21 protein-coding genes are annotated in these 22,646 nt (G+C 53.1%); 4 read left to right on the top strand and 17 right to left on the bottom strand.

From position 1 onward, the window contains the following. Nucleotides 1–13 precede the first annotated feature (13 nt). The 7 genes from MKZ07_RS04395 to MKZ07_RS04365 all read right to left on the bottom strand — a co-directional run bounded on the left by MKZ07_RS04395 (nucleotide 14) and on the right by MKZ07_RS04365 (nucleotide 8,470). Nucleotides 14–1,825: an LTA synthase family protein gene (locus tag MKZ07_RS04395; RefSeq protein WP_162174456.1), complete on the bottom strand. Its 1,812-nt coding sequence runs from the start codon at nucleotides 1,823–1,825 to the stop codon at nucleotides 14–16. A gap of 682 nt (nucleotides 1,826–2,507) precedes the next feature. Beyond that, nucleotides 2,508–3,500 carry an aldose 1-epimerase gene (locus tag MKZ07_RS04390; RefSeq protein WP_036694474.1) on the bottom strand — a complete coding sequence of 331 codons (993 nt, stop codon included), beginning with the start codon at nucleotides 3,498–3,500 and terminating at the stop codon, nucleotides 2,508–2,510. 82 nt (nucleotides 3,501–3,582) lie between these two features. After that, nucleotides 3,583–4,305: an MgtC/SapB family protein gene (locus MKZ07_RS04385; protein WP_036694574.1), complete on the bottom strand. Its 723-nt coding sequence runs from the start codon at nucleotides 4,303–4,305 to the stop codon at nucleotides 3,583–3,585. A 240-nt stretch (nucleotides 4,306–4,545) separates the two neighbouring features. After that, the gene (locus MKZ07_RS04380) at nucleotides 4,546–5,337 is read right to left on the bottom strand and encodes an SDR family oxidoreductase (RefSeq protein WP_341024700.1); all 792 of its coding nucleotides are present in this window, start codon (nucleotides 5,335–5,337) and stop codon (nucleotides 4,546–4,548) included. A gap of 275 nt (nucleotides 5,338–5,612) precedes the next feature. Further along, entirely contained in the window at nucleotides 5,613–6,407 is a 795-nt protein-coding gene (locus tag MKZ07_RS04375; RefSeq protein ID WP_036694476.1) for an ABC transporter ATP-binding protein, read from the bottom strand. Beyond that, complete coding sequence (locus MKZ07_RS04370) at nucleotides 6,394–7,323, bottom strand: ABC transporter permease (RefSeq protein ID WP_036694477.1); 930 nt, start codon at nucleotides 7,321–7,323, stop codon at nucleotides 6,394–6,396. Before MKZ07_RS04370 ends, MKZ07_RS04375 begins: the two co-directional genes overlap by 14 nt. Before the next feature lie 70 nt (nucleotides 7,324–7,393). Next, entirely contained in the window at nucleotides 7,394–8,470 is a 1,077-nt protein-coding gene (locus MKZ07_RS04365) for an ABC transporter substrate-binding protein (RefSeq protein ID WP_036694482.1), read from the bottom strand. Between the two features lie 325 nt (nucleotides 8,471–8,795). On the opposite strand from MKZ07_RS04365, the gene MKZ07_RS04360 reads away from it, so the two are divergent. Then, the gene (locus MKZ07_RS04360) at nucleotides 8,796–9,731 is read left to right on the top strand and encodes a C40 family peptidase (protein WP_235218405.1); all 936 of its coding nucleotides are present in this window, start codon (nucleotides 8,796–8,798) and stop codon (nucleotides 9,729–9,731) included. A 142-nt stretch (nucleotides 9,732–9,873) separates the two neighbouring features. Here MKZ07_RS04360 and MKZ07_RS04355 read toward each other — a convergent pair whose 3' ends face one another. Beyond that, nucleotides 9,874–10,299: a DUF2500 domain-containing protein gene (locus tag MKZ07_RS04355; RefSeq protein WP_162174457.1), complete on the bottom strand. Its 426-nt coding sequence runs from the start codon at nucleotides 10,297–10,299 to the stop codon at nucleotides 9,874–9,876. Between the two features lie 194 nt (nucleotides 10,300–10,493). Between MKZ07_RS04355 and MKZ07_RS04350 the strand changes: the two genes are divergently transcribed. Continuing rightward, entirely contained in the window at nucleotides 10,494–10,868 is a 375-nt protein-coding gene (locus tag MKZ07_RS04350) for a hypothetical protein (RefSeq protein WP_036694483.1), read from the top strand. Nucleotides 10,869–10,933: 65 nt separating this feature from the next. Further along, on the top strand, nucleotides 10,934–11,806 hold the full coding sequence (locus MKZ07_RS04345) for a YitT family protein (protein ID WP_051493405.1): 873 nt from the start codon (nucleotides 10,934–10,936) through the stop codon (nucleotides 11,804–11,806). Nucleotides 11,807–11,920: 114 nt separating this feature from the next. Here the strand turns inward: MKZ07_RS04345 and MKZ07_RS04340 are convergent, their stop codons facing one another. The 4 genes from MKZ07_RS04340 to MKZ07_RS04325 all read right to left on the bottom strand — a co-directional run bounded on the left by MKZ07_RS04340 (nucleotide 11,921) and on the right by MKZ07_RS04325 (nucleotide 17,051). Further along, nucleotides 11,921–12,208, bottom strand: a complete 288-nt coding sequence (locus tag MKZ07_RS04340) for a stage VI sporulation protein F (RefSeq protein ID WP_036694485.1) — start codon at nucleotides 12,206–12,208, stop codon at nucleotides 11,921–11,923. A gap of 66 nt (nucleotides 12,209–12,274) precedes the next feature. Then, the gene (recG, locus tag MKZ07_RS04335; protein WP_036694487.1) at nucleotides 12,275–14,326 is read right to left on the bottom strand and encodes an ATP-dependent DNA helicase RecG; all 2,052 of its coding nucleotides are present in this window, start codon (nucleotides 14,324–14,326) and stop codon (nucleotides 12,275–12,277) included. A 15-nt stretch (nucleotides 14,327–14,341) separates the two neighbouring features. Next, nucleotides 14,342–15,202: a DegV family protein gene (locus MKZ07_RS04330; RefSeq protein ID WP_036694488.1), complete on the bottom strand. Its 861-nt coding sequence runs from the start codon at nucleotides 15,200–15,202 to the stop codon at nucleotides 14,342–14,344. Nucleotides 15,203–15,266: 64 nt separating this feature from the next. Continuing rightward, complete coding sequence (locus MKZ07_RS04325; protein WP_341024687.1) at nucleotides 15,267–17,051, bottom strand: DAK2 domain-containing protein; 1,785 nt, start codon at nucleotides 17,049–17,051, stop codon at nucleotides 15,267–15,269. Nucleotides 17,052–17,242: 191 nt separating this feature from the next. Between MKZ07_RS04325 and rpmB the strand changes: the two genes are divergently transcribed. After that, nucleotides 17,243–17,431 carry a 50S ribosomal protein L28 gene (rpmB, locus tag MKZ07_RS04320; RefSeq protein ID WP_076074411.1) on the top strand — a complete coding sequence of 63 codons (189 nt, stop codon included), beginning with the start codon at nucleotides 17,243–17,245 and terminating at the stop codon, nucleotides 17,429–17,431. 173 nt (nucleotides 17,432–17,604) lie between these two features. Here the strand turns inward: rpmB and spoVM are convergent, their stop codons facing one another. From spoVM to MKZ07_RS04295, 5 genes are all read right to left on the bottom strand, one after another. Further along, nucleotides 17,605–17,685 (bottom strand): stage V sporulation protein SpoVM, encoded by an 81-nt coding sequence (gene spoVM, locus MKZ07_RS04315; RefSeq protein ID WP_020431362.1) that lies wholly within the window; start codon nucleotides 17,683–17,685, stop codon nucleotides 17,605–17,607. 213 nt (nucleotides 17,686–17,898) lie between these two features. After that, nucleotides 17,899–18,570, bottom strand: coding sequence for a ribulose-phosphate 3-epimerase (rpe, locus tag MKZ07_RS04310; RefSeq protein WP_036694495.1), 672 nt, complete (start codon nucleotides 18,568–18,570; stop codon nucleotides 17,899–17,901). 4 nt (nucleotides 18,571–18,574) lie between these two features. Beyond that, a complete protein-coding gene (gene rsgA / locus MKZ07_RS04305) occupies nucleotides 18,575–19,480 on the bottom strand; it encodes a ribosome small subunit-dependent GTPase A (protein ID WP_036694500.1) in 906 nt (301 codons plus the stop codon). Nucleotides 19,481–19,605: 125 nt separating this feature from the next. Next, entirely contained in the window at nucleotides 19,606–21,867 is a 2,262-nt protein-coding gene (pknB, locus tag MKZ07_RS04300) for a Stk1 family PASTA domain-containing Ser/Thr kinase (RefSeq protein WP_341024681.1), read from the bottom strand. Then, nucleotides 21,864–22,640: a Stp1/IreP family PP2C-type Ser/Thr phosphatase gene (locus MKZ07_RS04295; protein WP_036694502.1), complete on the bottom strand. Its 777-nt coding sequence runs from the start codon at nucleotides 22,638–22,640 to the stop codon at nucleotides 21,864–21,866. Before MKZ07_RS04295 ends, pknB begins: the two co-directional genes overlap by 4 nt. Nucleotides 22,641–22,646 lie beyond the last annotated feature (6 nt).

The raw sequence follows: 22,646 nt of genomic DNA, 5'->3' as shown, positions 1-22,646 counted from the left end.
CCTGACGGAGTGCTCAGAACATCAGAGACTCCGCGTACTTCTCCCCTTCCAGCAGGTCATATTCTACTAGACGGTAGTCATTCAGCAGCGCCTGCTGCTCCGGGGTTAATTCCTTCAGGATTCCGTTATCGCCCGGCCCGATCAGCACCTTTTTGCTGAGTCCGGGAATTTCCGCCCGCACCTGCTCCAGTAGCTTGTAGAAGGCTGGCAACGTCTGCCCGGATAACCGGAAGACTGCAGGGCCGAGGAAGGCGGGGCTAAGCGTCCCGAGCGGCTCCTTCCCGATCTCAAAGTTAGCGAGCACCAACAGCTTCGTCTCATGCTTCAGCCTTGGCTGCTGATCCCAGCCTGCTGCGGTATAGATCCCGGCGCTGAGCGCAGGCAGATGATCTCCCCAGAACACCGCAAGGGTCGGACGCTTTATCTTCAGCAGCTCCTGCTGGAGATAAGCCATGGCCTCGTCTGTCAGCTTGGTGTCCTGTATATAAGTCTCCAGCTCATCCTTCTGCTCCGGCAGGCCTCCTTGGACGGTGATTGTGTTCGGTCCGTTCAGGCCTTTGGTGAATGGAAAATGATTCTGCATCGTCACCAGATGCAGGAATGCCGGGCCCGAAGCCGCTTGAAGCTGCCGGACTGCCTCCTGTACAGCCGCTTTATCCGAGACATACCCCCCTGGAGTCAGGCGGTCAGCCTCCGGCAGATCCTTCTCACTCGTGAAGCGGTTGAAGCCCAGCACCGGATACACACGGTTCCGGTTATAGAAGGTCTCATCGAACGGATGCAGCGCCAGTGCCTCATACCCTCTGTCCTTCAGAATACTGACGATCGACGGCAGGGAGGACATTTTGACGATGCGCTGTTGATAAGGAATCGTTCCATCCCCCAGAAAATACATCGACAGCCCGGTCAGGGCCTCGAACTCCACATTGGCCGTATTGCCGCCGAATTCCGGGGACAGCAAATAACCGGACGGCGTCTGGCCCGCCACCCCATGGATGAACTTCAGCGGATCTTCGCTTAATGTATACCCAGGCAGACGCGTAGGGTCAAAGAACGCCTCATTCATCATAAACATAATGTTCGGCTGCTCCTCCGGCGCGGCCTGCACCTGCACATCGGGCAATGCCGAATACTTAGCAGCCACCGCTTCAACTGCTTCACGGCTGTAGCCCTCCGGCTTGTCCATCAGGCTCTGCCGCAGATTCCCGGCGAAGGCATATACGAACCCGTTCTGGGTATAATTCACCTTCTGATTCCAGAAGATGTTCTGATAGCTCATCGCTGCAACAACAGGAGATTGACCGGTAACCAGCACAAGAAACCATGCGCTGAGCCCTACAGAGATCCCCGCCAGCGTCACGCGCAAGGACAGTCTGATCCGGTTCTTCGGCAGCTTAATAATCACAAGGACCAGACCGGCAACCAGCAGAACAGCGGCCCCTATAGCAAGCGGAGAGATCATCCCGCTGGTGATTTTACTCATCTCACCGGCATTCTTCAGCAGCATCAGATCCCACGGAAACAGCGGTTCGCCTCTCGTAGCCAGCTTCTGATCACTGGCAATCCCGAGCAGAACGAACAGCGCCGAGACCACTGCCGGTCCCGCATACGCGTTCGGCACAATCACTGAGCTTAAGAGCAGGATGAAGAAAATAAACAGACTTCCAGTACAATACAGCCAAGGATAAGCGCCAACCCACTTTAGCGTATGAAGCACATCCATCCGAAAAGAAGCAGCCTGCAAAAACAAATTCAGCCCAAACCCTATAGCCAGCAAAATAATCAATAAATACGACAAACGCTTCGATGGCAATAACCTTGACAAGTTCATTCACTCCTAACTGTTAAAGGAGTAGTATACGCCTTTTAGCTTAAAACCGCCTTAAAATTCAGCATCCAATTGGGCACACCCTCTATTTTTCTCCTGTTCCACTAGGATTTGGGGAGGAAACGTGCGCTTGCTGGATACCCCCCCTCTTCAAAAAAAAGCTATCGGCGAAGTAGCCGAAGGATAACAAGTTGAAAAACGTAGTTTAATACTCCGGATTCTACCGATTTTGCTGAAGCAATTGGAATAACTACATCTATACAAGCGGATTAGGGCTCTTTTGAAGGAAATCTGGTTCAACAAATGCTATTTTTCCAACTGCTTCTCGACCAGCCTTCTTCCGCCCATCAGCAAGTGGATTTTTTCCAACTGTCTCCGCTTCTGAAAGCACTCAATAAGGCAATGAGCCTACAGCCAGTTACTCCCAGCAAAAAGAGAGCAGCATCCAAATTTCAGACGCTGCTCTCTTATCTTTTCTATTCTCATCCCAGCAGGATAGACTGAAAGGATAATTAATAATTAGGCCAAAGGATTGGAGGGGAATTTTGGAACTGTAGGAGCGGCAGCGACCGCCTTTGTCCCCGGGTTTCCACCGCAGTAAGCGGTACAAATCAAGAAATCTGGGGACAACAGCGGCCGGAAGTCCAAATATTCACCGGAATGACGCCCGAGCCTAAGCCTACTTCACGTATATCCGGCTGCTCTCCTCCCAATATTCCCCAGGCTCCAGCCCGAACAAACCGATGTCATCAGCAGGCAGATCCACCTTCGGCGCATTCACCAGGTTGATCTGCGGTTCAGGGCAGAAGAAGCCTTCGGTCGCGCCGTTGTTCCAGATCATCCATTGCTTATACGAGGTGCCCACATCATACACCAGCGTAACTCCAGCCTTACTGTCGGTAAGCTCCATCCGGTTCCGTCCATTCTGGGCGGCTGCAGTATAGTGGTTGTCCATCGACGCGTAGAACGGATACAATCCTTCGCCGCGCAGAGCCACCTCATCGGCCGTCAGCTCCTGGAATTTACCGGTTGGCAGCATCCGCTCATTAAGCTCCCAACGTTCGCCAATCGTCAGCTTAACACGGTAATCCTGCGCGCTGCTGCCTGGTGCGAATGGAGCATTAATAGCCGTATGGAACGCCAGCAGGCAAGGCATCAGCACATCGCCGTCATTGTGGACCAGCAGCTGCTGGGACAGGCCGCTTTCACCGAGCGAGTAGCGCAGCTTGACCGTGTATTTGAACGGCAGGTACTGATAGGACGGATGATTCTCATCCACCTTAATAGCTACAGTGACAAAGCTTTCACTTTTGCCGGTGCCGAATTCCTCTACCTCCCATGCAGCTGTATGTAGGAAGCCGTGCAGATGATTGCCGGTCTTAGCTTCATTGACTGGCAGGTGGTAGGTCTGTCCGTTCCAAGGGAACTCTCCATCCTCATAGCGGTTAGGCGGAAATAGCACAGGAATGCCGTGAATGCCCGGGTTCGCCTTGAATGCTTCCATCTCCTCCGCGCCCGGCTCATGCAGGAAACGGTAACCGCTCTCAGTATCACGGAAGCAGATCAGATTCCCGCCGATGCCCGGCAGAATAGCCGCTTCATAACGGCCAGCCTTCAGCCAGACAGCAGCTTCGCCCTCATAGTGTCCTTCAAATGCTGTAATCGATGTCATTACATTAATCCCCTTCCATATGTTCAAAATGACTCTCTCATAGATAGAGTACCACATCTGCCGGAATGGAAACATGCCATTTTTATAGCTGCTCCACTTCGACACTCATGACATGCTCGATTTTTTTGACATCATAATAGATTTCCGTAGCATAATCCTTGTCTGGCGCAGAGACGACCATATCGATCATTTGCCTGCCATCATCGAGATCCTTGATCTTCATCCGCCGGATGGTCCGGCCGGTTTTGCGCGTTTTGCGCTGGTCGGTCATGACATTCCGCTGCTCAATCTTCTGGATGACATCCGTCAGGATATAGTTGGGTTCCATAATGATTTTGATGGAGATCTCGTGCTTGTTCAGCACCTCAGGTCCGATGGCCTTGATCAGATGAGGTACAGCGTTAACCGCGAACATAAGCAGTATAACCGCATAACCCGCCTCTACAAAAAAGCCCGCGCCGACCGCAATCCCGATGCCGGAAGCCGTCCAGATCAGCGCCGCCGAGGTCAGCCCGGAGATGGCATCTCCGCCTCTGCGCAGAATGACACCCGCCCCCAAAAAACCGATGCCGCTGACGATCTGCGCCGCCAGACGCATCGGGTCCATGCTCGGATGCTCAGGTCCACCGAATTTGTCATACGCGTGAATAGATACCAGGGTAACCAGACAGCTGGCGATACTGATGACCATACTGGTCCGGATTCCCAGCGGTTTCTGTTTCAATTGGCGGTCAATGCCGATGAACAGCCCGAACAGCATGGCCACAAGCAGCTTAATGATTGATTCTGTATGCAGCAGGTCCATATTCATAATTTATTTTCCTCCTTTCTCGCCCGTCATGGCACATAGAATCAGTATACCTGAAATACGCTGCAATCTTTACTGAAATTTTCTGCCCCCTGTTCAAAAAAAGAAACAGACGCGTATCCCTGCTAACCGGGAGCTTCAGGCAGTACTGCCTGAGGCCCCGGCAAGGAACATCGTCCGCTTCAGAGAAGACCTCACTTATCCCATCATATGAGCGATGAGTGACTTATAGAAGGATTAGCCGTGCAGAAGCGATTCTGCTCCGTCACAGTAGATTTCCGTACCGGTGATATGATCAGAATCCTCAGAAGCCAGGAACAACGCAAGCTTGGCCACCTGATCTGGTCGCCCCGCCCCTTTCTCCAGCGGCTGCCCGCCATCCGGGAACTCCACTTCAATCTGCACTTCCTTAAGATCATCCGAAGGATAGGTATTATCATCTATATTCGTGGTAATGGCTCCCGGACAGATAGCGTTTACACGAATCTTGTACTTGGCCAGCTCAAGCGCAGCCATCTTCATAAAAGCCACCTGCCCCGCCTTGGTTGTACTATATGCAGAGAACCCGACATTGGAGAATACCCGGTTGCCGTTAATCGAGCTGTTGATCAGAATGCTGCCGCCCTTCTCCTTGAGATGGGGAATCGCATATTTGACGGTGGCGAAGGTGCCCCGCAGATTAATCTGAATCGTCTGGTCCCAGGACTCGATGTCCATTGTCTCAATCGGTGTCATGGCGCCGTTGATCCCGGCATTGGCGAAGACCACATCCAGCTGTCCCCACTTCTCCACTACCTGGTTCACGGCATGCTCCACCTGCTGCGGATCAGCAATGTCGCATTCAAACACTGCGGCTTCTCCGCCCTCCTGCTTGATCTGAGCGGCCACCTTCTCCGCATTCTCCACCGTCCGGTCCAGAAGTGCCACCTTGGCTCCGCTTCTGGCGAACTCCAGCACAGATGCCCGGCCGATACCCGAGCCGCCTCCTGTAACAATCGCTACCTTGCCTTCCAGTTTCTTCGCAGTCATATGTGCAGTCGCCTCCATTGGTGTTTGATGTTCAAGTTATGTTCTTTCCCTTAACTTTACCTCTCATACCCGGAAGTGAATCGGAACATAGCGCCTGAAATGGAAAACGGAAACGGCTGCGCCTTCCTTTTAAAGGACGGTACCGTTTCAGTGAGAAATAGAAGGATAAGTTATAGCGTGAAACATATAAATTTTTATATTTCAAAAAAGCTTGACCCGTGCCGGTTGAACCGGCGTCAGATCAAGCCTTAACGCTAAAGAATAATGATCCAAAATCAGCCCAGCATCATCCGGTCGTCAGCCAGCTTATGGCCGCTGATCGCTTCGAATTCGCCAAGCAGACGCTCTACCGTCAGATCCTTCTTGCGTGTCTCATCGAAATCGAGGATGATCGACCCTTTATCCATCATGATAAGCCGGTTGCCCAGCCGGATCGCCTGATCCATGTTATGGGTAACCATCAGCGTAGTCAGCTTCATCTCACGGACAATGGTTTCCGTAAGGGTGGTGATTAGCTCCGCGCGCGATGGGTCAAGCGCGGCTGTATGCTCATCCAGCAGCAGAATCTGCGGCTGGGTGAAGGTTGCCATCAGCAGGCTCAGCGCCTGACGCTCGCCTCCCGAGAGCAGCCCCACCTTGGCCCGGAGCCGGTCCTCGAGGCCGATGCCCAGGCGGCTGAGCTGTTCGCGGAACAGCGTACGTCTCTGCGCGTTGACACCCAAGGACAGCCCGCGGGGCTTGCCCCGCTTGTAGGCCATAGCCAGGTTCTCCTCAATCGTCATATGCGGAGCAGTCCCGGCCATCGGGTCCTGGAAGACCCGGCCGATCCAGCGTGCGCGCTGGTATTCCGCCAGATGGCTGATCGAGCTGCCCTCAATACGCGCTTCCCCCAGATCGGGCTTCATCACGCCTGAGATAATATTCATCAGCGTAGATTTGCCGGCACCGTTACTGCCGATAATCGTTACGAAATCCCCGGCGTTCAGTTCAAGATCAATTCCCAGCAGCGCGACCTTCTCATCCGGTGAGCCGGGGTTGAACAGCTTACATACATTATCAAGCTTCAACATTAGCGGCCCCTCCTCTCTGCTTACTGCGCTGAGCCAGCTCAGCAAGCTCTGCGGTCCGTCTGCGGGCCGTGCTCTTCTGCTTCACATACCGCTGAACCGACGGGAAGACGAGCGCAATAATAACGATAATTGCGGTGATCAGCTTGAGGTCGGAAGCCTTAAGCCAAGATACCCGGAGTGCCAGAGCGACGACGATCCGGTACACGATTGAGCCAAGCAATACAGCCAGTGTCGCCCGGAAGACGTTCTTCGCACCGAAGAGCGCTTCCCCGATAATCACCGATGCAAGCCCGATGACAATCATCCCTATCCCCATTGAAGCATCGGCGAAGGAAGAATACTGGGCGATCAATGCGCCCGAGAGCGCCACCAGCCCGTTCGACAGGCTGATTCCCATAATGGTTGTTGTATCAGTGTTCACTCCGAAGCTGCGGATCATCCGCGAGTTATCGCCGGTGGCCCGCAGGGCCAGCCCCAGATCAGTGCGCAAGAACAGATCCATCAGGATTTTGACCAGCACGACGATAAAAGGCATAACCAGCAGAGGATTAATGGAGCTGAATAACGTATCCTCCCCCATCACGGAGACATTCGGCTTCACCAGAATCCGCAGATTGATCGAATACAGGGCTATCATCATCAGAATCCCTGATAACAGGCCGTTGATTTTACCTTTGGTATGGAGCAGACCAGTACACATTCCTGCCGCCATTCCGCCGAGCAGTGCACACAGAGTCGCCAGTAATGGAGAGTAACCGCTACTGATCATCACTGCAGCAATCGCGCCGCCGGTTGTAAAGCTTCCATCCACCGTCAGATCGGGAAAATCCAGAATACGGAAGGTAATATACACCCCAAGTGCCATGAATGCGTAGAGCAGGCCCATTTCCAGAGCCCCGATTAATGAATTATACATTGCTGACTTCCTCCCTCAAGCGGCAAAGGGCGCCCACCCTCGGACGCGCCCTGTTTATGAACTCTATAGGTTATTGAATAATATTATTGCCCGGGTCAGCCACTTCAGCCTTCATGGCATCGGTCACTTCAATTCCCTGTGCTGCCGCTGCCTTGAGGTTAAGGACCAAGTCCAGCTTCTCCTGCATCGTCACCTTCATATCACCGGGACTCTTTCCGTTCTTAAGCACTTCTACCGCCATTTGGCCGACCTGATAGCCATGATCATAGTATTTGAAACCTACTGTAGCAAAAGCACCCTTCTCCACCGTATCACGGTCTGCCGAGAAGAACGGAAGCTTGTTGTCATTAGCCGTCTGGATAATCGAGTCTACACCGCTGACAACGGAGTTATCAAGCGTAATGTACAGCGCATCTACACGCCCTACAAGCGATTCTGCAGCCTGCTTCACTTCCGAAGTATTGGTAATCGCCGCCTTCACCAGCTCAATCCCGTGCTTGTCCAGCTCACCTTTGGCGATATCCGCCATAACTACAGCATTCGGCTCTCCTTCATTAATGACCAGGCCCAGCTTCTTCACCTTGGGAAATTGCGTGGCAATGAAGTTCATCAGGCGGGTAATCGACTCCGGATTGGTATCCGATGCGCCGGACACATTGCCTCCGGGATGCTCCAGATCACTGACAATCTTGGCATCGAGAGGGTCGGTTACCGCAGCGAATAGAATCGGAGTGTCCTTCACTTTCTGAACAACTGCCTGAGCTGAAGGTGTCGCAATCCCCAGCACCAGATCGTTCTTGTCGCCGGCAATCTTCTGGGCAATGGACAGGTTGTTGGCCTGATCAGCCTGGGCGTTCTGAAGATCCACCTTCAGGTTCTCCCCTTCGACAATCCCTGCATCCTTCAGCGCAGCCAGGAATCCCTCGCGGGTGGCGTCCAGAGACGGATGCTCAACATATTGCGAGATAGCAATCTTGTAGGACTTGGCATCGCCTGAGCCTGCACCCGAGGCTGGAGCTTCCGTTGCTGCGGCCGGAGCATTTCCGGTGCCCGCGTTATTTTTCACTGGAGCATTATTGTTCCCGCAACCGGCAGCAACGAGCATCAACGCCATACTAAGCCCCATCCAAATCTTCTTTGTCTTCATGAGATAACCCCTCTTCTTGTACGGGTTCAGCGCGAGAACCTGGGCTAGCGGTCCAGCATTATCGCTTTCATCTTTAAAAGCATTAAAGCGAAGGCCTGCACCCTGTCCCCATCCGCTCCCCGAATCTATTAAACATATATTATATGTAGGTTGATTTCCCGTCAATCATTTAAGTGGGGGCCATATTTTACAAAATACGCACAATGAATGTCCACCCGCTTCAACAATCTGCAGTTTATCTTGACATTGTTTGCTAAAGCCTGCAGCACATAAAAAAAGCGGTCCTGCACAAACTTACCTTAAAGTTGAAAATGGAGCGTGCCCAATGCCAATAATCAATCTGCGTACAAGCAAAATGTTATTGTCCTCCGCTATCCTGGTTACCGCCATTACGGGAACAACCGCCTGCAGCTACACCAGCAAGGACAGCACTCCCAAGGTTAACTCGCTGACCCCAACCGGAACTTTTGCGGGCAGCTACTATGAGAAGAATTCTTTTACCGACAAGGAAGGCAAGTACTGGATTCCGCTCAAACCGGCTGTCGCCTCCATCGGCTTCCGGATGAAGGATGACACGGCAAGCGGCGGCTATACCAAGCTCGGCTATAGTGATGTAATGTATATGCTGCGGCCGGATTCCAGCCAGGTGTTCTCATTGGGCCAGAAAATCACCCTTCCCGATGTCCCCCTCCGCCGTGAAGGTCAAATCTATATCACCCCTACCGCCTTGTCCAAGCTGCTACAGACTGAGGTCGGCTGGAATCCCGTTACTGGCGAGATTAATATCGCGACTCCTTCCGACAGGGAGAGCACAGAGGATTCCGCCAAGGCAGAAGCTCCGAAGCCGCTGCGGATTCAGAGTGTATCGAATGTGGACACAGGCGAGTTGGTCTCCTATGCCAAAAAGTTTCTTGGGGTACCTTACGATTTCGGCGCCGGACCCTATGAAGAGACCAAGCGCTTCGACTGCTCGTCCTTTACACGCCATGTCTTTCAGAAGTTCGGGGTGGATCTGCCCCGGCTGGCCAAAGATCAGGACAACATCGGCAGACGGGTGTCACGCAGCGCGCTGGAGCCCGGCGATCTGATCTTCTTCACCGTACCCGGACGTTTCGAGAGCGACGCGGTTCCTGGTCACGTCGGTATCTACATCGGCGGTGGGAATTTCATTCACACCTGGGGTGACCCTGGCGTACAGATCAGTGAGCTGGACAGCGGATATTGGAGCAACGTAATTCTGCACATGCAGCGCGTGCTCTAGACCCGGACACAATAAATGCAAGGAAGCTTGCCCGGGCTCGCTCACATAGCGGCCGGTTCACTTCCTTGCATTTTTTTGCTGCAAATCATTATTATTCCAAATGTTACTCCCTACTCTTCTTGGAGGCATGCTCTGTCAATAGTCACCTGCTGACTCCACTGTCCCTCTGCATCCCCGCCCGCACGAACCCTTTGAACCGGCTGCCCTGATACGACAGCTCTCCCCGGTCCCCCTCCACAATCATGGCGTACGCCTTTGGCTTCACTTCAAGCTCTCTGCGGCTGCCATTATGGAATTCAAAGGTCACATAATAACTCGTATGTGTCCCCATATGACCTCTTCCACCCCAGACCTCTGTCCGTTTGGCTACTGCCGTAACGACCCTTGATTGCAGAGGACTGGTCTGGTTCGTCATCCAGGTCTTGAGCCCTCTCCAAATGGTATATGCAACAAAGCCTGCGATCAGCAGCAGAATGAGCTTTAACAAGAACGGCCCCTCCGTGAAAAATCCGCTCTGACTGCTGGCCGCTGCCGGGTACAAACCGTTAAATACGCCTGCATTATGCAAATTATCTGCTCCTTCCGATATTTTTTTCACAAAAAGTTCAATTTACTAGAGAATACGCAGTGTAGCAGCTCCGGTTTCGTTATTTCGCAGTCGTAGGCCTTGAAATAATAGCGTATTATATTTGGTCCTGCTAAGATCCTATGATATGCTTTAAATAAATACATTCTTCTATTTCAAAAAAAGGGGGGGTTCTCATGAGGAAAGATTGGATGCGTCTGTCGCTGCTGGATTTGCTGAAGGCTGTGTTCCTTCCGGTACTGCTGCTGACTTTTCTGATCATGGCCCTCCAGATGCTGCATGAACAAGAGCCTGAGATGCATTCTGTCCGTCTGGACCGCTATGAGCATAAGCTGGCCCAGCCGGTGCGCGTTCATCATATGCAGATTTATGACGCCCAGGCCGTCCGGCTTGCTCCCCATGAGAACCCTCTGACGCTGGAGTCCGGACCTCCCGGGCTGCTGCTCTGTGTATCTCTGCTGCCCTTCATTTACATTCTGCTGAAACGGCTGCTGATGATTCCCCTCAAATATAATTCACATTTCGTAGGAGAGCAGCTAGCTATACGCTGAACGAAGCTGCCATCGCCTTAATCCGCAACACAAATACCGGTTTCCTGCTGAAAGGAGGAAATCTTATGAAAGTCAGATATAGAAAAGCTGCACCCTTACCTTATTCCAAAACCCTGCGTCTGCTCTCCGTTGTAGGCGGAGGATTACTTGCAGCTGTTGGTCTTGAGCTGTTCCTGATGCCGCATAAGCTGCTTCCGGGCGGCATTGCCGGATTATCCGCCCTGCTGTCCCATATGACAGAAATGCGGCTTGGATTATTCCTGTTCCTGTTCAACCTTCCGTTTATTCTAATGTCGCGCAGGCAGATTAATCTCCGCTTTGCCTTGTATACGATGCTTGGCCTGATCTGTCTGACGGCAGGGTCATTGGCCTTGCACCATTTCCCGGCGGCAATCAGCGAGCCGCTGCCCGCGGCTATTGCCGGAGGTCTATGCCTCGGGTTCGGCCTGGGCATCTCTGTGCGCTTCGGTGGCCTGACCGAAGGAAGCGAGAAGCAAAGCGTACGGCTGCTGAACGGAGGACCGCCCAAATCGGCTGAGATGCCGATTATGCTGTTCAACATGCTCATCCTGCTCTACGGCGGATCATTATTCGGCTGGGATCAGGCGATGTATAGTATCATTGCGTATCTGCTCGCCTTTGAAGCGCTGCGATTCTCCCTAAGAGACCTCTCGCTCACCCAGGCGGTGTTCATCACCAGCAGCAAATGCGAGGAGATCCGGCGCAAGCTCCAGCAGTCGCTGGACCGCGAGGTGAAGCTCGTAAAATCCACAGGGCCTGAAGGTGAGCCAGGTACGGTATTCTGTCTGGCCAGCAGGCTGGAGGAAGAGCAGCTAGCCTCTATCGTGCATGACTGTGATCAGGACAGCAAGATTGTAATCAATGCCGCGCGGAACAACCGGATCTCAGCGCTTTTCCGCAATAAGCCGCCGGGCTGAGCAGTATGGCCTTCCAGGACAGCACAGAATAAGTAAAAAGCGTTCCCGTGTGTTACTTACGGGAACGCTTTTTGGATTGCAAGCCTATCAGAGGATTACTGAATCCCGCCTTCGTCAGCGGAACATCCCCCATAAGCGGATTAAGTGAAACGTATTGCCGGGGTCGATCTTTTGGGCAATGACGAATTTCACAATTTGCTCTTCCTGTGCAGACGTCAGCTTCTCATGCATCACCGACGAGGCATTGCGTACCAGCTTGCGCACGACTGCTGTATCCTGCAGCTCCTGTTTGGAGATGCCGGTAATCATATTCTTGACGCGTTCCTTGACCGCCGGATTCTTCATCTTCAACTTGATGCGCTCCACCAGCTGGGGACTGATTCCATATTGCTGATAACCCAATTACAGCACCTCCTGTCATATCCAATCATTCACAGTATATGAAGGCAGGTGCCCGGATGTGCCTGTTCAGTCAATTAAATCCCCCTGGAAAATTTGTTCCTGCTGCAAATACCCGCGCAGCGGCGCAACATCCGCCGAGGTCCAGAAGGAAGTCTCCCGCAGCAGCTCAGCAGCATCATCGCGTGCCAGCTCCAGCGTCTCGAAGTCAGCGGTCATATCCGCCAGCCGGAATTCAGGCAGGCCGCTCTGCTTCGTCCCGAAGAAATCCCCCGGTCCGCGCAGCTCCAGATCCCGCCGTGATACCTCGAACCCGTCATCCGTATCTGTCATTGCAGTCATCCGCTCGCGCCCGATCTCCGACTTCGGATCAGCCATCAGCACACAGTAGGAAGCATGCTCCCCTCTGCCGACCCGGCCGCGCAGCTGATGCAGCTGAGACAGCCCGAAGCGGTCAGCATCCATGATGATCATCAGCGTGGCATTCGGGACATCGACACCAACCTCTACGACCGTTGTAGACACCAGAAGCTGCAATTCGTTGCTGTAAAAGTTCCGCATTACCTCGTCTTTCTCGGACGGTGTCATTCTCCCGTGAAGCAAACCCACCTTATAATCCGGAAAAGCCTGCGACATCTGCACATGCAGATCAATCGCATTCTGCACATCCAGCTTCTCTGACTCCTCAATCAGCGGACAGATCAGGTAGGCTTGCCGCCCCTGCTCAATCTCGCGGCTGATCAGGTTCATCACCCGCTCCAGCAGATCCGGCTTCACCCAGTAGGTGGTAATCGGCACACGGCCCTTCGGCCGTTCAGATAACGTAGACACATCCATATCGCCAAAGACGGTGATCGCCAGCGTCCGCGGGATCGGAGTGGCGGTCATCGTCAGCACATCCGGGTTGTAGCCCTTGCGCCGCAGGACACTGCGCTGGTTCACCCCGAAGCGGTGCTGCTCATCCGTAACCACAAGCCCCAGGCTGCGGAAGAAGACATCCTCCTGGATCAGCGCATGGGTTCCGACAACCACATCTAGCACTCCCATCTGTAGAGAGGCCAGCAGATCCTTCCGTTTGCGGCCGGTTACGCTGCCGGTCAGCAGGCCCACAGTAATGCCGAACGGCTCGAACATCCTCGTGAGCGAGCGCATATGCTGCTCTGCCAGGATTTCAGTCGGCACCATTAGCGCACCTTGAAATCCGGATCTTACAGTCGCGTAGAGCGCTATGGCCGCGAGTACGGTTTTGCCGGAGCCCACATCGCCTTGAAGCAGCCGGTTCATACAATACCCTGAACGCATATCCTGCAGAATCTCCAGCTCCACATGCTTCTGGGCATCGGTCAGCTCAAACGGCAGGCTGCGCACGAATTGCCTTACCGTTGCGTTGTCCACCGTATGAACCACACCATCCATCCGGCCACGGTTCAGCACGCGGAAGGCTTGTACCTTAAGCTGGAAGAGGAACAACTCCTCATACACCATCCGGCGCCTTCCCTGCTGGCCCTCGCGCGTATCTTCCGGCTGATGAATTGTGGCAATGGCCCGCTTGCGTGACATGAAGTCATATTTGCGCATAATGCTGTGCGGCAGAATCTCCGGGATCAGGTCTCCGTACTGCTGCAGAGCCTGGCCGATAATTCTGCGAATCCAGGACTGCGTAATCTTGCCTCCGATTGAGTATACCGGCTGTAGAGTACCTGTCTTGCCTTCTCCGCGGTCCGGGAATTCATAGTTGGTCACCGTAATCTGATTGCGCTTCTGGTCCCACTTCCCCGTCAGCACCACTTCACGGCCGACCGTCAATTGTTCACGCGCATAATGCTGGTTGAACCATGTCGCGGTGAACATCCACGGCTCTGCCACCATCTTGCAGCTCATACGGGATTTGCCCCCGAAGCGCTGCAACACCGGAATGCCGATAACCTTGGCCACCACGGTCGCCTTATCTCCGTGCTTGACCTCACTGAGTGATTTCGGACGGAAATCCTCATACCGGAAAGGGTAATACTCCAGCAGATCCTTCACTGTAAAGACGCCAAAGGCGTGAAGCTCGCTTTGCTTTTGAGCGCTCACGCCAGTTATTTGTTTCACTTCAATTGAATCCAAAGTAAGCACCATGTTCATCCCCTATACTTAGGCGGGCCAGATGAATACGGCTAAGGTCCCGTTCCCGACATGGCTGCCCACAACCGGGCCCACATTGGTCAGAACCTTCTCTTTCAAGGTGAAATGTCCGGCTAATTCCCGCAGGAACTCTTCGCCGGAAGCCGGTTCAGCCGTATGACCCACGGCCACATGTATTGTATTCACACCCGGCAGATCTGCCTTGAACAGTTCGATCATGCGGGCGACTGCCTTCTTGCGCCCTCTGACCTTCTCTACCGCATAGATAATGCCTTCCGCATCAATGGAGAGGATCGGCTTGATGTTGAGCAGTGTACCCAGGATAGCGGACGCTTTGCCGATTCTGCCGCCCTTTTGCAGATATTCAAGGGTATCCACGAGAAAATACAGCTTCCGGGATTGGCGCAGTCTCTCCACCTTCGCCAGAATCTCCGCAGGAGCATGTCCCTGCTCCGCCAGCCGGGCAGCTTCCACAACCATGAATCCGAAGCCGTAGGAGGCGGAGAGGCTATCCACCACAGTGATAGCTTCGCCTTCCTCTTCAAGCATGGATTTGGCCATGACAGCAGACTGGTAGGTTCCACTTAAGCCGGAGGATATGTGGAAGGACAGGATTGAACTGCCCGGATTCTTCTCCTGTATACTACGGTATACATTCATATATTCTACAGGAGAAGGCTGCGAAGTGGTCGGCAGCTGTGTCGAGCGGGGAAGACGCTCGTAGAACTGTTCCGGAGTCATATCCACATTATCCCGAAATGCCTCTTCGCCGAACATCAGCGTCAGCGGAACCACTTCAATGCCGTATTGCTCCGCCAGAGCAGGCGGGATATCGGATGTACTGTCGGTAACGATTACGGTCCGACTCATAATGTTCCTCCCCATACTATAATTTGGCTGCTCCACTCTGCTTGCCTTGAGAACTTAAGCGATTCTATGACTCGACTGAGAAAAGATAATAATACAGCGGCTGGCCGCCTTCATGAATCTCAACCTCAACCTGCGGATACGTCTCTTCCAGCCAGCTGCCGAGGGCATCCGTAATGTCTGCCTCAGTGTCTGCACCAGTGAGTACAGTAACGATCTCGTCACCATTGACCAGCATGCTGGACAGCAGCTCCTTGCTGACCGTGAGCAAATCATCGGCAGCAGCAACAATCTTAGAGCTCTCGATGCCGATATACTGACCGGATTTGATCTCCAGATTCTCCATCACAGTATCACGTACAGCATTGGTGATCTGTCCGGATTTGACCTGGGCAATCGCCTCCAGCATATTGCTGGTGTTAGTATCTACCGCATCCTCTTCCTGGAAGGCAAAGGCTGCCGAGATTCCCTGGGGAATACTCTTGCTCGGAATCACCGTAATCTCACGTTCGCCCTCCAGCAGCTCCTTGGCCTGCTGCGCAGCCAGGACGATATTGGAGTTATTCGGCAGAATGTAGATATGCTTCGCAGAAATCGAAGAGATCGCATTCACGAAATTCTCTGTACTCGGATTCATCGTCTGGCCGCCGGCCAGGATCGCATCGACACCCAGGCTGCGGAAAATATCCGAGATTCCATCTCCTGAGGAGACCGCAATGAAGCCGTACGGCGCCAGATCATCCGCAGGAGGAACCGCCGGCGCCTGCACGCTGGCCTTCTCTTCCGGGATATCAGCGAAGACATCGGGCATCGGTGCGATGTCCATACCGGCAGTCAACAGATCGCGGTGCTGCTCACGCATGTTAAGGATGTGAATCTGGGTAATCTCCCCGTGGACGAGCGCCAGGTTAAGCACCTCTCCGGGAGTCTTGGAATGCACATGAACCTTGATCGTCTCATCATCCGAAATAACGATGATCGAATCCCCGTTAACTGATAACGCTTTCCGAAAAGCTTCCTCATCAAAATCCGCTTTCACGGATGCGCCAAGCTGGCGGTTAATGAAAAATTCCATATCATATAAAAATTCAATGTCTTCCGTATGGAGCTGTGATTGCGCGGAAGACTGTACGGAGGACAACAAATGCTCAGGTTTGGTCAACACCGGTGCCGGCACGGATACAGGGGCCGCAGCTTGTCCTTGCACAGGAGTCTGTACAGATGCTGAGACTGCTCCGCTGGTCAGATGCTGGTGGAAGCCTTCATAGATGTAGACCAGGCCCTGGCCCCCCGAATCCACCACGCCCACCTGCTTCAGCACAGGCAACAGCTCAGGCGTATGCGCCAAGGCTTCCTTGGCTTTGGCCAGGACTTCGGTCATCAGCTCGGTAATATCCGTTGTGCGGCGTGCATAATACACTGCATGCCTTGCAGCTTCCTTGGCAACCGTCAGAATGGTGCCTTCAACCGGCTTCACCACTGCCTTATAGGCGGTATCTACCCCGGTCTGCAGCGCTGCAGCGAACTGCTGTGTGTTAAGCTCATCATATTGGGCCGCATAACGTCCAAGACCTCTGAACAGCTGTGACAAAATAACGCCGGAGTTCCCCCGCGCGCCCATCAATAGTCCCTTCGACAGCACTCCCGCACATTGACCGACAGAGGCCGTGTTGTTTCTCTTCAATTCGTTCGCGCCTGCGGTCATGGTCAGATTCATGTTCGTGCCCGTATCGCCATCCGGCACCGGAAACACATTCAATGAATTGACATGCTCGGCATGCTGCTGCAGCATTTCCGCACCGGCTAGTACCATTGCGGTAAAATCTGTCCCGTTTATAGAACGCTTACTCAATGAGAATTCCCCTTCCTAACTTCATGCCTAATCAATTCGATGATCAACTGGACATAATGCACTAATTTATATTGTACTATAAGAGTCTACAGAAATAAATGTTTTTGAATCGGTTGACGAAGCAATTTTTGCTGTGATATGATATTCAAGTATTGTTTTACGCAGGTGTAAGTAACAAGGAGGTGTAATCTATGTCCCGCACATGTACAGTAACAGGCAAGAAACCGGGCAGCGGTAACCACGTGTCTCACGCTAACAACCGCAACCGTCGCTCTTGGGGAGTTAACGTTCAGAAGGTTCGTATCTTGGTGAACGGCAAACCGAAACGCGTGTACGTCAGCACCCGTGCTTTGAAATCCGGTAAAGTTGAACGCGTCTAGTTTCCGATCATTCCCGGGCCTAGCGATATCTCATACCAAGTAGAAACGGACATGCCGTTCTTTCATAGACGGTATCCGTTTCAGCGAGAATAGAAGAGATATTATATTTGTAGCAAAAAGCACCCTTTACATTCGTAAGGTGCTTTTTTTCATATTTACTTGTCTTCTTTAACTTAACTCTTCTGAAACGTGTTCAAAATCGCTTTAACAAAACCTCCCAAAAATCTTGGCAGCTTGAACGTATAAAATTTCATAATTAACCCTCCCATCAATTCATGCCATGCAGTAGGAGACGATCCTGTCTAGATGAAAAATGTACCATCGATTGCAGACCTCCGCAAAAAAGGCTACATGAGATTTCTGCTCATGTAACCATATTTATGCGACCACAACTTGGCCTATACCTTCCGTATGTGAATCAAGCAGATTGAGGGTTAATTCGTTCATTAGTTAATGGGCATCATTGCCTATTGCCGGACTGCCCTGTCCGCCGCCTCACGTATGGCCTTGATCGCTCCTGCGCGGTCGCTGCGGCCGAACACTGCATTACCTGCCACAAGCACATCCGCCCCCGCTTCAGCTACAAGCGGTGCCGTAGCTTCGGCTACTCCGCCGTCTACCTCGATATACAGACCCTTGTGATGGATCTCTTCCGCCCACTTCCGGAGCTGCGTAATCTTATGCAGTGTGCGCGGAATGAAGGCCTGCCCGCCGAAGCCCGGATTGACGGTCATTACAAGCACCATATCCACATCCTCCAGGACCTCACGCACCGCCGCAGCCGGTGTAGCCGGATTAATGGCCACCCCTGCCATCAGGCCGAGCTCCTTGATTTGATGGATTACACGGTGCAGATGCACGCAGGCTTCGAAGTGAACCGTAATCACAGAAGCGCCTGCAGCGGCAAAATCAGCGATATAGCGTTCCGGGTTCTCAATCATTAAATGTACATCCAGAGGTAAAGAAGTATGGGCTCTCACCGCGGACACAATCGCGGGACCCAGCGTAATATTCGGCACAAAATGTCCGTCCATCACATCTACATGAATCCAGTCCGCACCGCTGGCTTCCGCTTCGGCCACCTCTGCGCCAAGCGCTGCGAAATCTGCTGACAATATGGAAGGAGCAATTTTTACCATGAGTTTAGTACCTCCGCTTTTTATCTTTCATTTCATTAAAGAACAGCTTGTAATGCTCGTAACGGCTATCTGCAATATCCCCGGACTTCCAGGCTCCTATCACCTTACAGCCCGGTTCGTGCAGATGGCTGCAGCCGCGGAATTTGCAGTTCTCCGCATAAGAGGCGAACTCCCGGAAGCACACAGACAGCTCATCCACACCCAGCTCCAGAAAATCCAGCTGGCTGAAGCCCGGAGTGTCGGCCACAAATCCGCTATTACCTATATCCATCAGCTCTACATGGCGTGTAGTGTGACGCCCGCGTCCGAGACGGAGACTGATCTCCCCTGTCTCCAGTGCCAGTCCCGGCACAAGCCGGTTAAGCAGGGTGGACTTCCCTACGCCCGACTGTCCTGAGAAGACGCTGATGATACCTCCCAGACGCTGCCGCAGCTCATCCGCACCTGATCCGTTCAGTGAGCTTGTGACCATGACCTCGTAACCAATCTGCTCATATAGAGCTTTGACGGCCTCCGTAGCCTGTCCTTCATCATCAGCCAGATCCTGCTTCGTGAGCACAATCAGCGTCTCCAGGCCTGAATGCTCGATATGAACCAGGAACTTGTCCAGCAGATTAAGATTCATATCCGGCTCCCGAACGGAGAACAACAGCACCGCCAGCTTAACGTTAGCCACCTGCGGGCGGATCAGCTCCGATTCACGGGGAAGCAGCTCATCTACCATGCCCTCTCCGTTCTCGGTCAGCACATAGATCACCCGGTCACCGACCAGCGGGGCAATTCCTTTCTTCTTCAGAATGCCGCGCCCCCTGCACTGTACCGCCTCTTCCTCAGTTACGATCTGTTGATTTCTGAGCGGCTTAACATAGTAATATCCGCTTAACGCTTTAATTATGATTCCTTCAGGCATACATGGTGAGCCTTCCTCTCCTGTATATTGCGCAAATGACCCAAGTGTGTAGTACCCCGGGTCATTTCGCTGCTTCAGCCCTGCCCGTATTCCCGGCAGCCTGACTGAAGCTTATCTCTGTTCTATTATTTATGTCCTTTATCTTTGCCGGGCCTGTTGTTAGGGCCGTTACCCTTACCATTACTGTTGCCATTGCTGAGGGCGGAAGCCAGCTCGTTGTTAGTCTGTCCGTTACCAGGAACATAACCCGTCTGATTGGTCCCGCCCGTCCCGTCAACTTCCCCGGTGTCTGGAGGAAGTATCTCAGGCTCTGCTGTCGGGTCAGGAGTTGGAGTCTCAGTAGGCTGGGCAGGCACGGTAGGAGCAACTGTCGGTGCAGGAGTCTGCGTCTCCACCGGAGGCGGTTCAGGCTGCTGCACAGTGTTATTCTTGACATCCACATAAGTGATCGGATAAGTCTCCAGGAACTCCCCGTCCCGGTATACGGATACCATGCCGTCTTTGTTAGGGGCAAGCAGCATATTTACGGACAAGGTCTGGCTTTTGCCAATGGTGCGGGTACCCCACTCCTGGTTCTCGCCTCCGTTGCGTGCATCGGCAAACACAATACGGATCTTGCTCTTCTTGCCGTCTGCAGCCGGTGCTACCGGAACATTGAACGTAAATTCCAGAGCTTCCGGAGGATACCCTGTGCTGATGTAGATCGTAATCTTCTCGCCTGGAGGGACCAGATCCCCTGCCTCGTAGGCCCACTGCTTCGTAACCTTACCCTTCTCGTAAGTGAAGCTCGGCTCTTCCTTGACAGCATCCAGCACCAGACCTACACTCTCCAGCGCAGCCTTGGCTTCCTTCTCCGTCTTCCCGAGGAGATCCGGCATCTGGGTGCTCTCTTTGCCTTTGCTCACGATTAGCTTGATAGTTACCGTATCAGGATCGTAATCGGTTCCTGCGGCAGGTTCGGAGCTGATAACCTTGCCCTTGTCAAATTCCTCACTATAGCGCTCATCCGGCTTTGCAATTCTATCCTGGGCAATACCGAGAGCAATGAGCTCTTTGACAGCATCGTCATAGCTCAGGTTAGAGACATCCTTAAGCTTAGGCAGTACCTTGGCGGCACTTACTGTCAGGATAATATGAGTTCCTTCTTTGACCATCGTATTGGTCTTGTTCTGCTTCCAGACAATATTCTCTTCGAAATTAGGATTATACTCAACCAGCGCGGGCTCCTCGGCAAACAGCCCCACAGCCTCAAGCTCAGCCTTGGCCTCCTGGAAGGTCTTCCCTGTCACCGCAGGTACCGAGACTTCATCGACCGACAGCTTGGAATTGACATACCACACAATTCCGGTCATGGCGATCAGCACGACCAGCGTAAGGCTGATCCACAGCGCTGCGCGGCCCTTACGCTTCACAGCAGCAGGCGGCGGAGCTTCCTCCATACTGCGGACTCGCTCCTCTCCGCCGCCACGGCTGCTTAGCCCGCGCTGTAGCGGCTTGATCGCCGGAATGATGCGTGTTCTGTCCTCATCATCATCCTCCTGGAACAGCATCTTGGCTTCGCTGCGCCGTTCAGGCAGCAGACAGGTCTCCAGATCCTGCAGCATTTGCTTGGCAGACTGGTAGCGCTCCTCCGGGTTCTTGCGCATCGACTTCAGAATTACATTCTCCACGCTCTGCGGAATCAACGGATTCAGCAGACGCGGCTCCTCGAATTCCTCCTGCAGATGCTTCAGCGCCACGCTGATCGGGCTCTCCCCTAAGAAAGGCAATACACCCGTAAGCATCTGATACAGTACAATACCCAGGGAGTACAGGTCCGACTTCTCGCCCGTAGTTACGCCCTTGGCATGCTCCGGCGAGAAATAATGCACGGAACCGACCACAGACCCCGTCTGGGTAATCGTAGTAGACGTAACCGCCCGGGCAATCCCGAAGTCGGTAACCTTAACCCGCCCGTTACGTCCAATCAGAATATTATGAGGTTTAATATCGCGGTGAATGATTTGATTCATATGCGCATGATCCAGCGCATCACATATCTGTGAGGCAATCCGCACAGATTCATCCACCTGCATCGGTGCCCGCTCTTTGATAATTTCATTCAGGTTCTTGCCTTCAATATACTCCATAACGATATAATGGACTTCATCTTCCTGGCCTACATCGTATATGCTGACTACGTTGGGATGAGATAACGATGCAGCCGATTGCGCCTCCCGCCGGAACCGGCGGATGAATTCCTCATCATGCACAAATTGATTGCGCAGTACTTTGATAGCAACATTCCGGTTAAGCAGAATATCATGGGCTCTATAGACAAGCGCCATGCCTCCTCCGCCGATCCGTTCGATGACTTGGTAACGGCCGCCCAATTCGTGACCGATCATCTTTCCCACTCCTTTGTCTCGGGCACTGCGGCCTCTCCTTGGTGTTCCAGCATAGCAACGCTTATATTATCGCTGCCGCCCGCAAGCAATGCCAGTTGAAGTAATCGCTCTGCTCTTTCTTCCAGAGATATTTCATTAATTCCGGCTACCTTGCCCAGATGCTCCAGGCTGACATAATTGCTAAGTCCATCGCTGCACAGCAGCAGGAGCTCACCAATTGCAAGCGTAATATATGCCAGATCTGCGGACACCACTGTATCCGTCCCCAGCGCCCTGGTAAGCACATTGCGGCGCGGATGATTATCCAGCTCCTCCAGACTGATCTGGCCGTTCCTGAACAGCTCATTCACCAGCGTATGGTCCTCGGTTAGCTGCCTGGCTTCACCGTCCCGGATCAGATAAGCCCTGCTGTCTCCGATATGGCCGATATAGCCTGCCGACCCTTTCAGCAGTGCAGCAACGATAGTGGTCCCCATATTATGGAGCTTCTCATCGCTCTGCGCTTCTCTGTGAACTGTGTTATTGGCTTCCATGATGGAGGCAGTCAGCGCTTCCTTCAGCTCTGCCTCAGGGAGATCAGGCTCCAGCTGGTCCAGAATTCCCCTGACCGTCTCAAGTGCAAGCCTGCTCGCGGTATCGCCAGCTAGATGTCCCCCCATTCCGTCGGCAATAATGCCGAGGGTATAACCGTGGCGCGTGGCGCCGATCCAGACTGAATCCTCATTGACGGTACGTACCCGTCCAATGTCGCTGGCTTGAACTGTTCTGATCAAATATCC

Origin of the sequence: Paenibacillus sp. FSL P4-0338 (assembly GCF_038002365.1) — a bacterium.
Taxonomy (GTDB): domain Bacteria; phylum Bacillota; class Bacilli; order Paenibacillales; family Paenibacillaceae; genus Paenibacillus_AQ.
This window is presented reverse-complemented; position numbering and strand designations above follow the sequence as displayed.

Excerpts from the sequence above, each read along its gene's own strand:
- MKZ07_RS04390 (WP_036694474.1), bottom strand. The coding sequence starts at position 3,500 with ATGACATCGATTACAGCATTTGAAGGACACTATGAGGGCGAAGCTGCT.
- MKZ07_RS04385 (WP_036694574.1), bottom strand. The coding sequence starts at position 4,305 with ATGGACCTGCTGCATACAGAATCAATCATTAAGCTGCTTGTGGCCATG.
- MKZ07_RS04380 (WP_341024700.1), bottom strand. The coding sequence starts at position 5,337 with ATGACTGCGAAGAAACTGGAAGGCAAGGTAGCGATTGTTACAGGAGGC.
- MKZ07_RS04375 (WP_036694476.1), bottom strand. The coding sequence starts at position 6,407 with ATGTTGAAGCTTGATAATGTATGTAAGCTGTTCAACCCCGGCTCACCG.
- MKZ07_RS04370 (WP_036694477.1), bottom strand. The coding sequence starts at position 7,323 with ATGTATAATTCATTAATCGGGGCTCTGGAAATGGGCCTGCTCTACGCA.
- MKZ07_RS04365 (WP_036694482.1), bottom strand. The coding sequence starts at position 8,470 with ATGAAGACAAAGAAGATTTGGATGGGGCTTAGTATGGCGTTGATGCTC.
- MKZ07_RS04360 (WP_235218405.1), top strand. The coding sequence starts at position 8,796 with ATGCCAATAATCAATCTGCGTACAAGCAAAATGTTATTGTCCTCCGCT.
- MKZ07_RS04350 (WP_036694483.1), top strand. The coding sequence starts at position 10,494 with ATGAGGAAAGATTGGATGCGTCTGTCGCTGCTGGATTTGCTGAAGGCT.
- MKZ07_RS04345 (WP_051493405.1), top strand. The coding sequence starts at position 10,934 with ATGAAAGTCAGATATAGAAAAGCTGCACCCTTACCTTATTCCAAAACC.
- recG (WP_036694487.1), bottom strand. The coding sequence starts at position 14,326 with ATGGTGCTTACTTTGGATTCAATTGAAGTGAAACAAATAACTGGCGTG.
- MKZ07_RS04330 (WP_036694488.1), bottom strand. The coding sequence starts at position 15,202 with ATGAGTCGGACCGTAATCGTTACCGACAGTACATCCGATATCCCGCCT.
- rpmB (WP_076074411.1), top strand. The coding sequence starts at position 17,243 with ATGTCCCGCACATGTACAGTAACAGGCAAGAAACCGGGCAGCGGTAAC.
- spoVM (WP_020431362.1), bottom strand. The coding sequence starts at position 17,685 with ATGAAATTTTATACGTTCAAGCTGCCAAGATTTTTGGGAGGTTTTGTT.
- rpe (WP_036694495.1), bottom strand. The coding sequence starts at position 18,570 with ATGGTAAAAATTGCTCCTTCCATATTGTCAGCAGATTTCGCAGCGCTT.
- rsgA (WP_036694500.1), bottom strand. The coding sequence starts at position 19,480 with ATGCCTGAAGGAATCATAATTAAAGCGTTAAGCGGATATTACTATGTT.
- pknB (WP_341024681.1), bottom strand. The coding sequence starts at position 21,867 with ATGATCGGTCACGAATTGGGCGGCCGTTACCAAGTCATCGAACGGATC.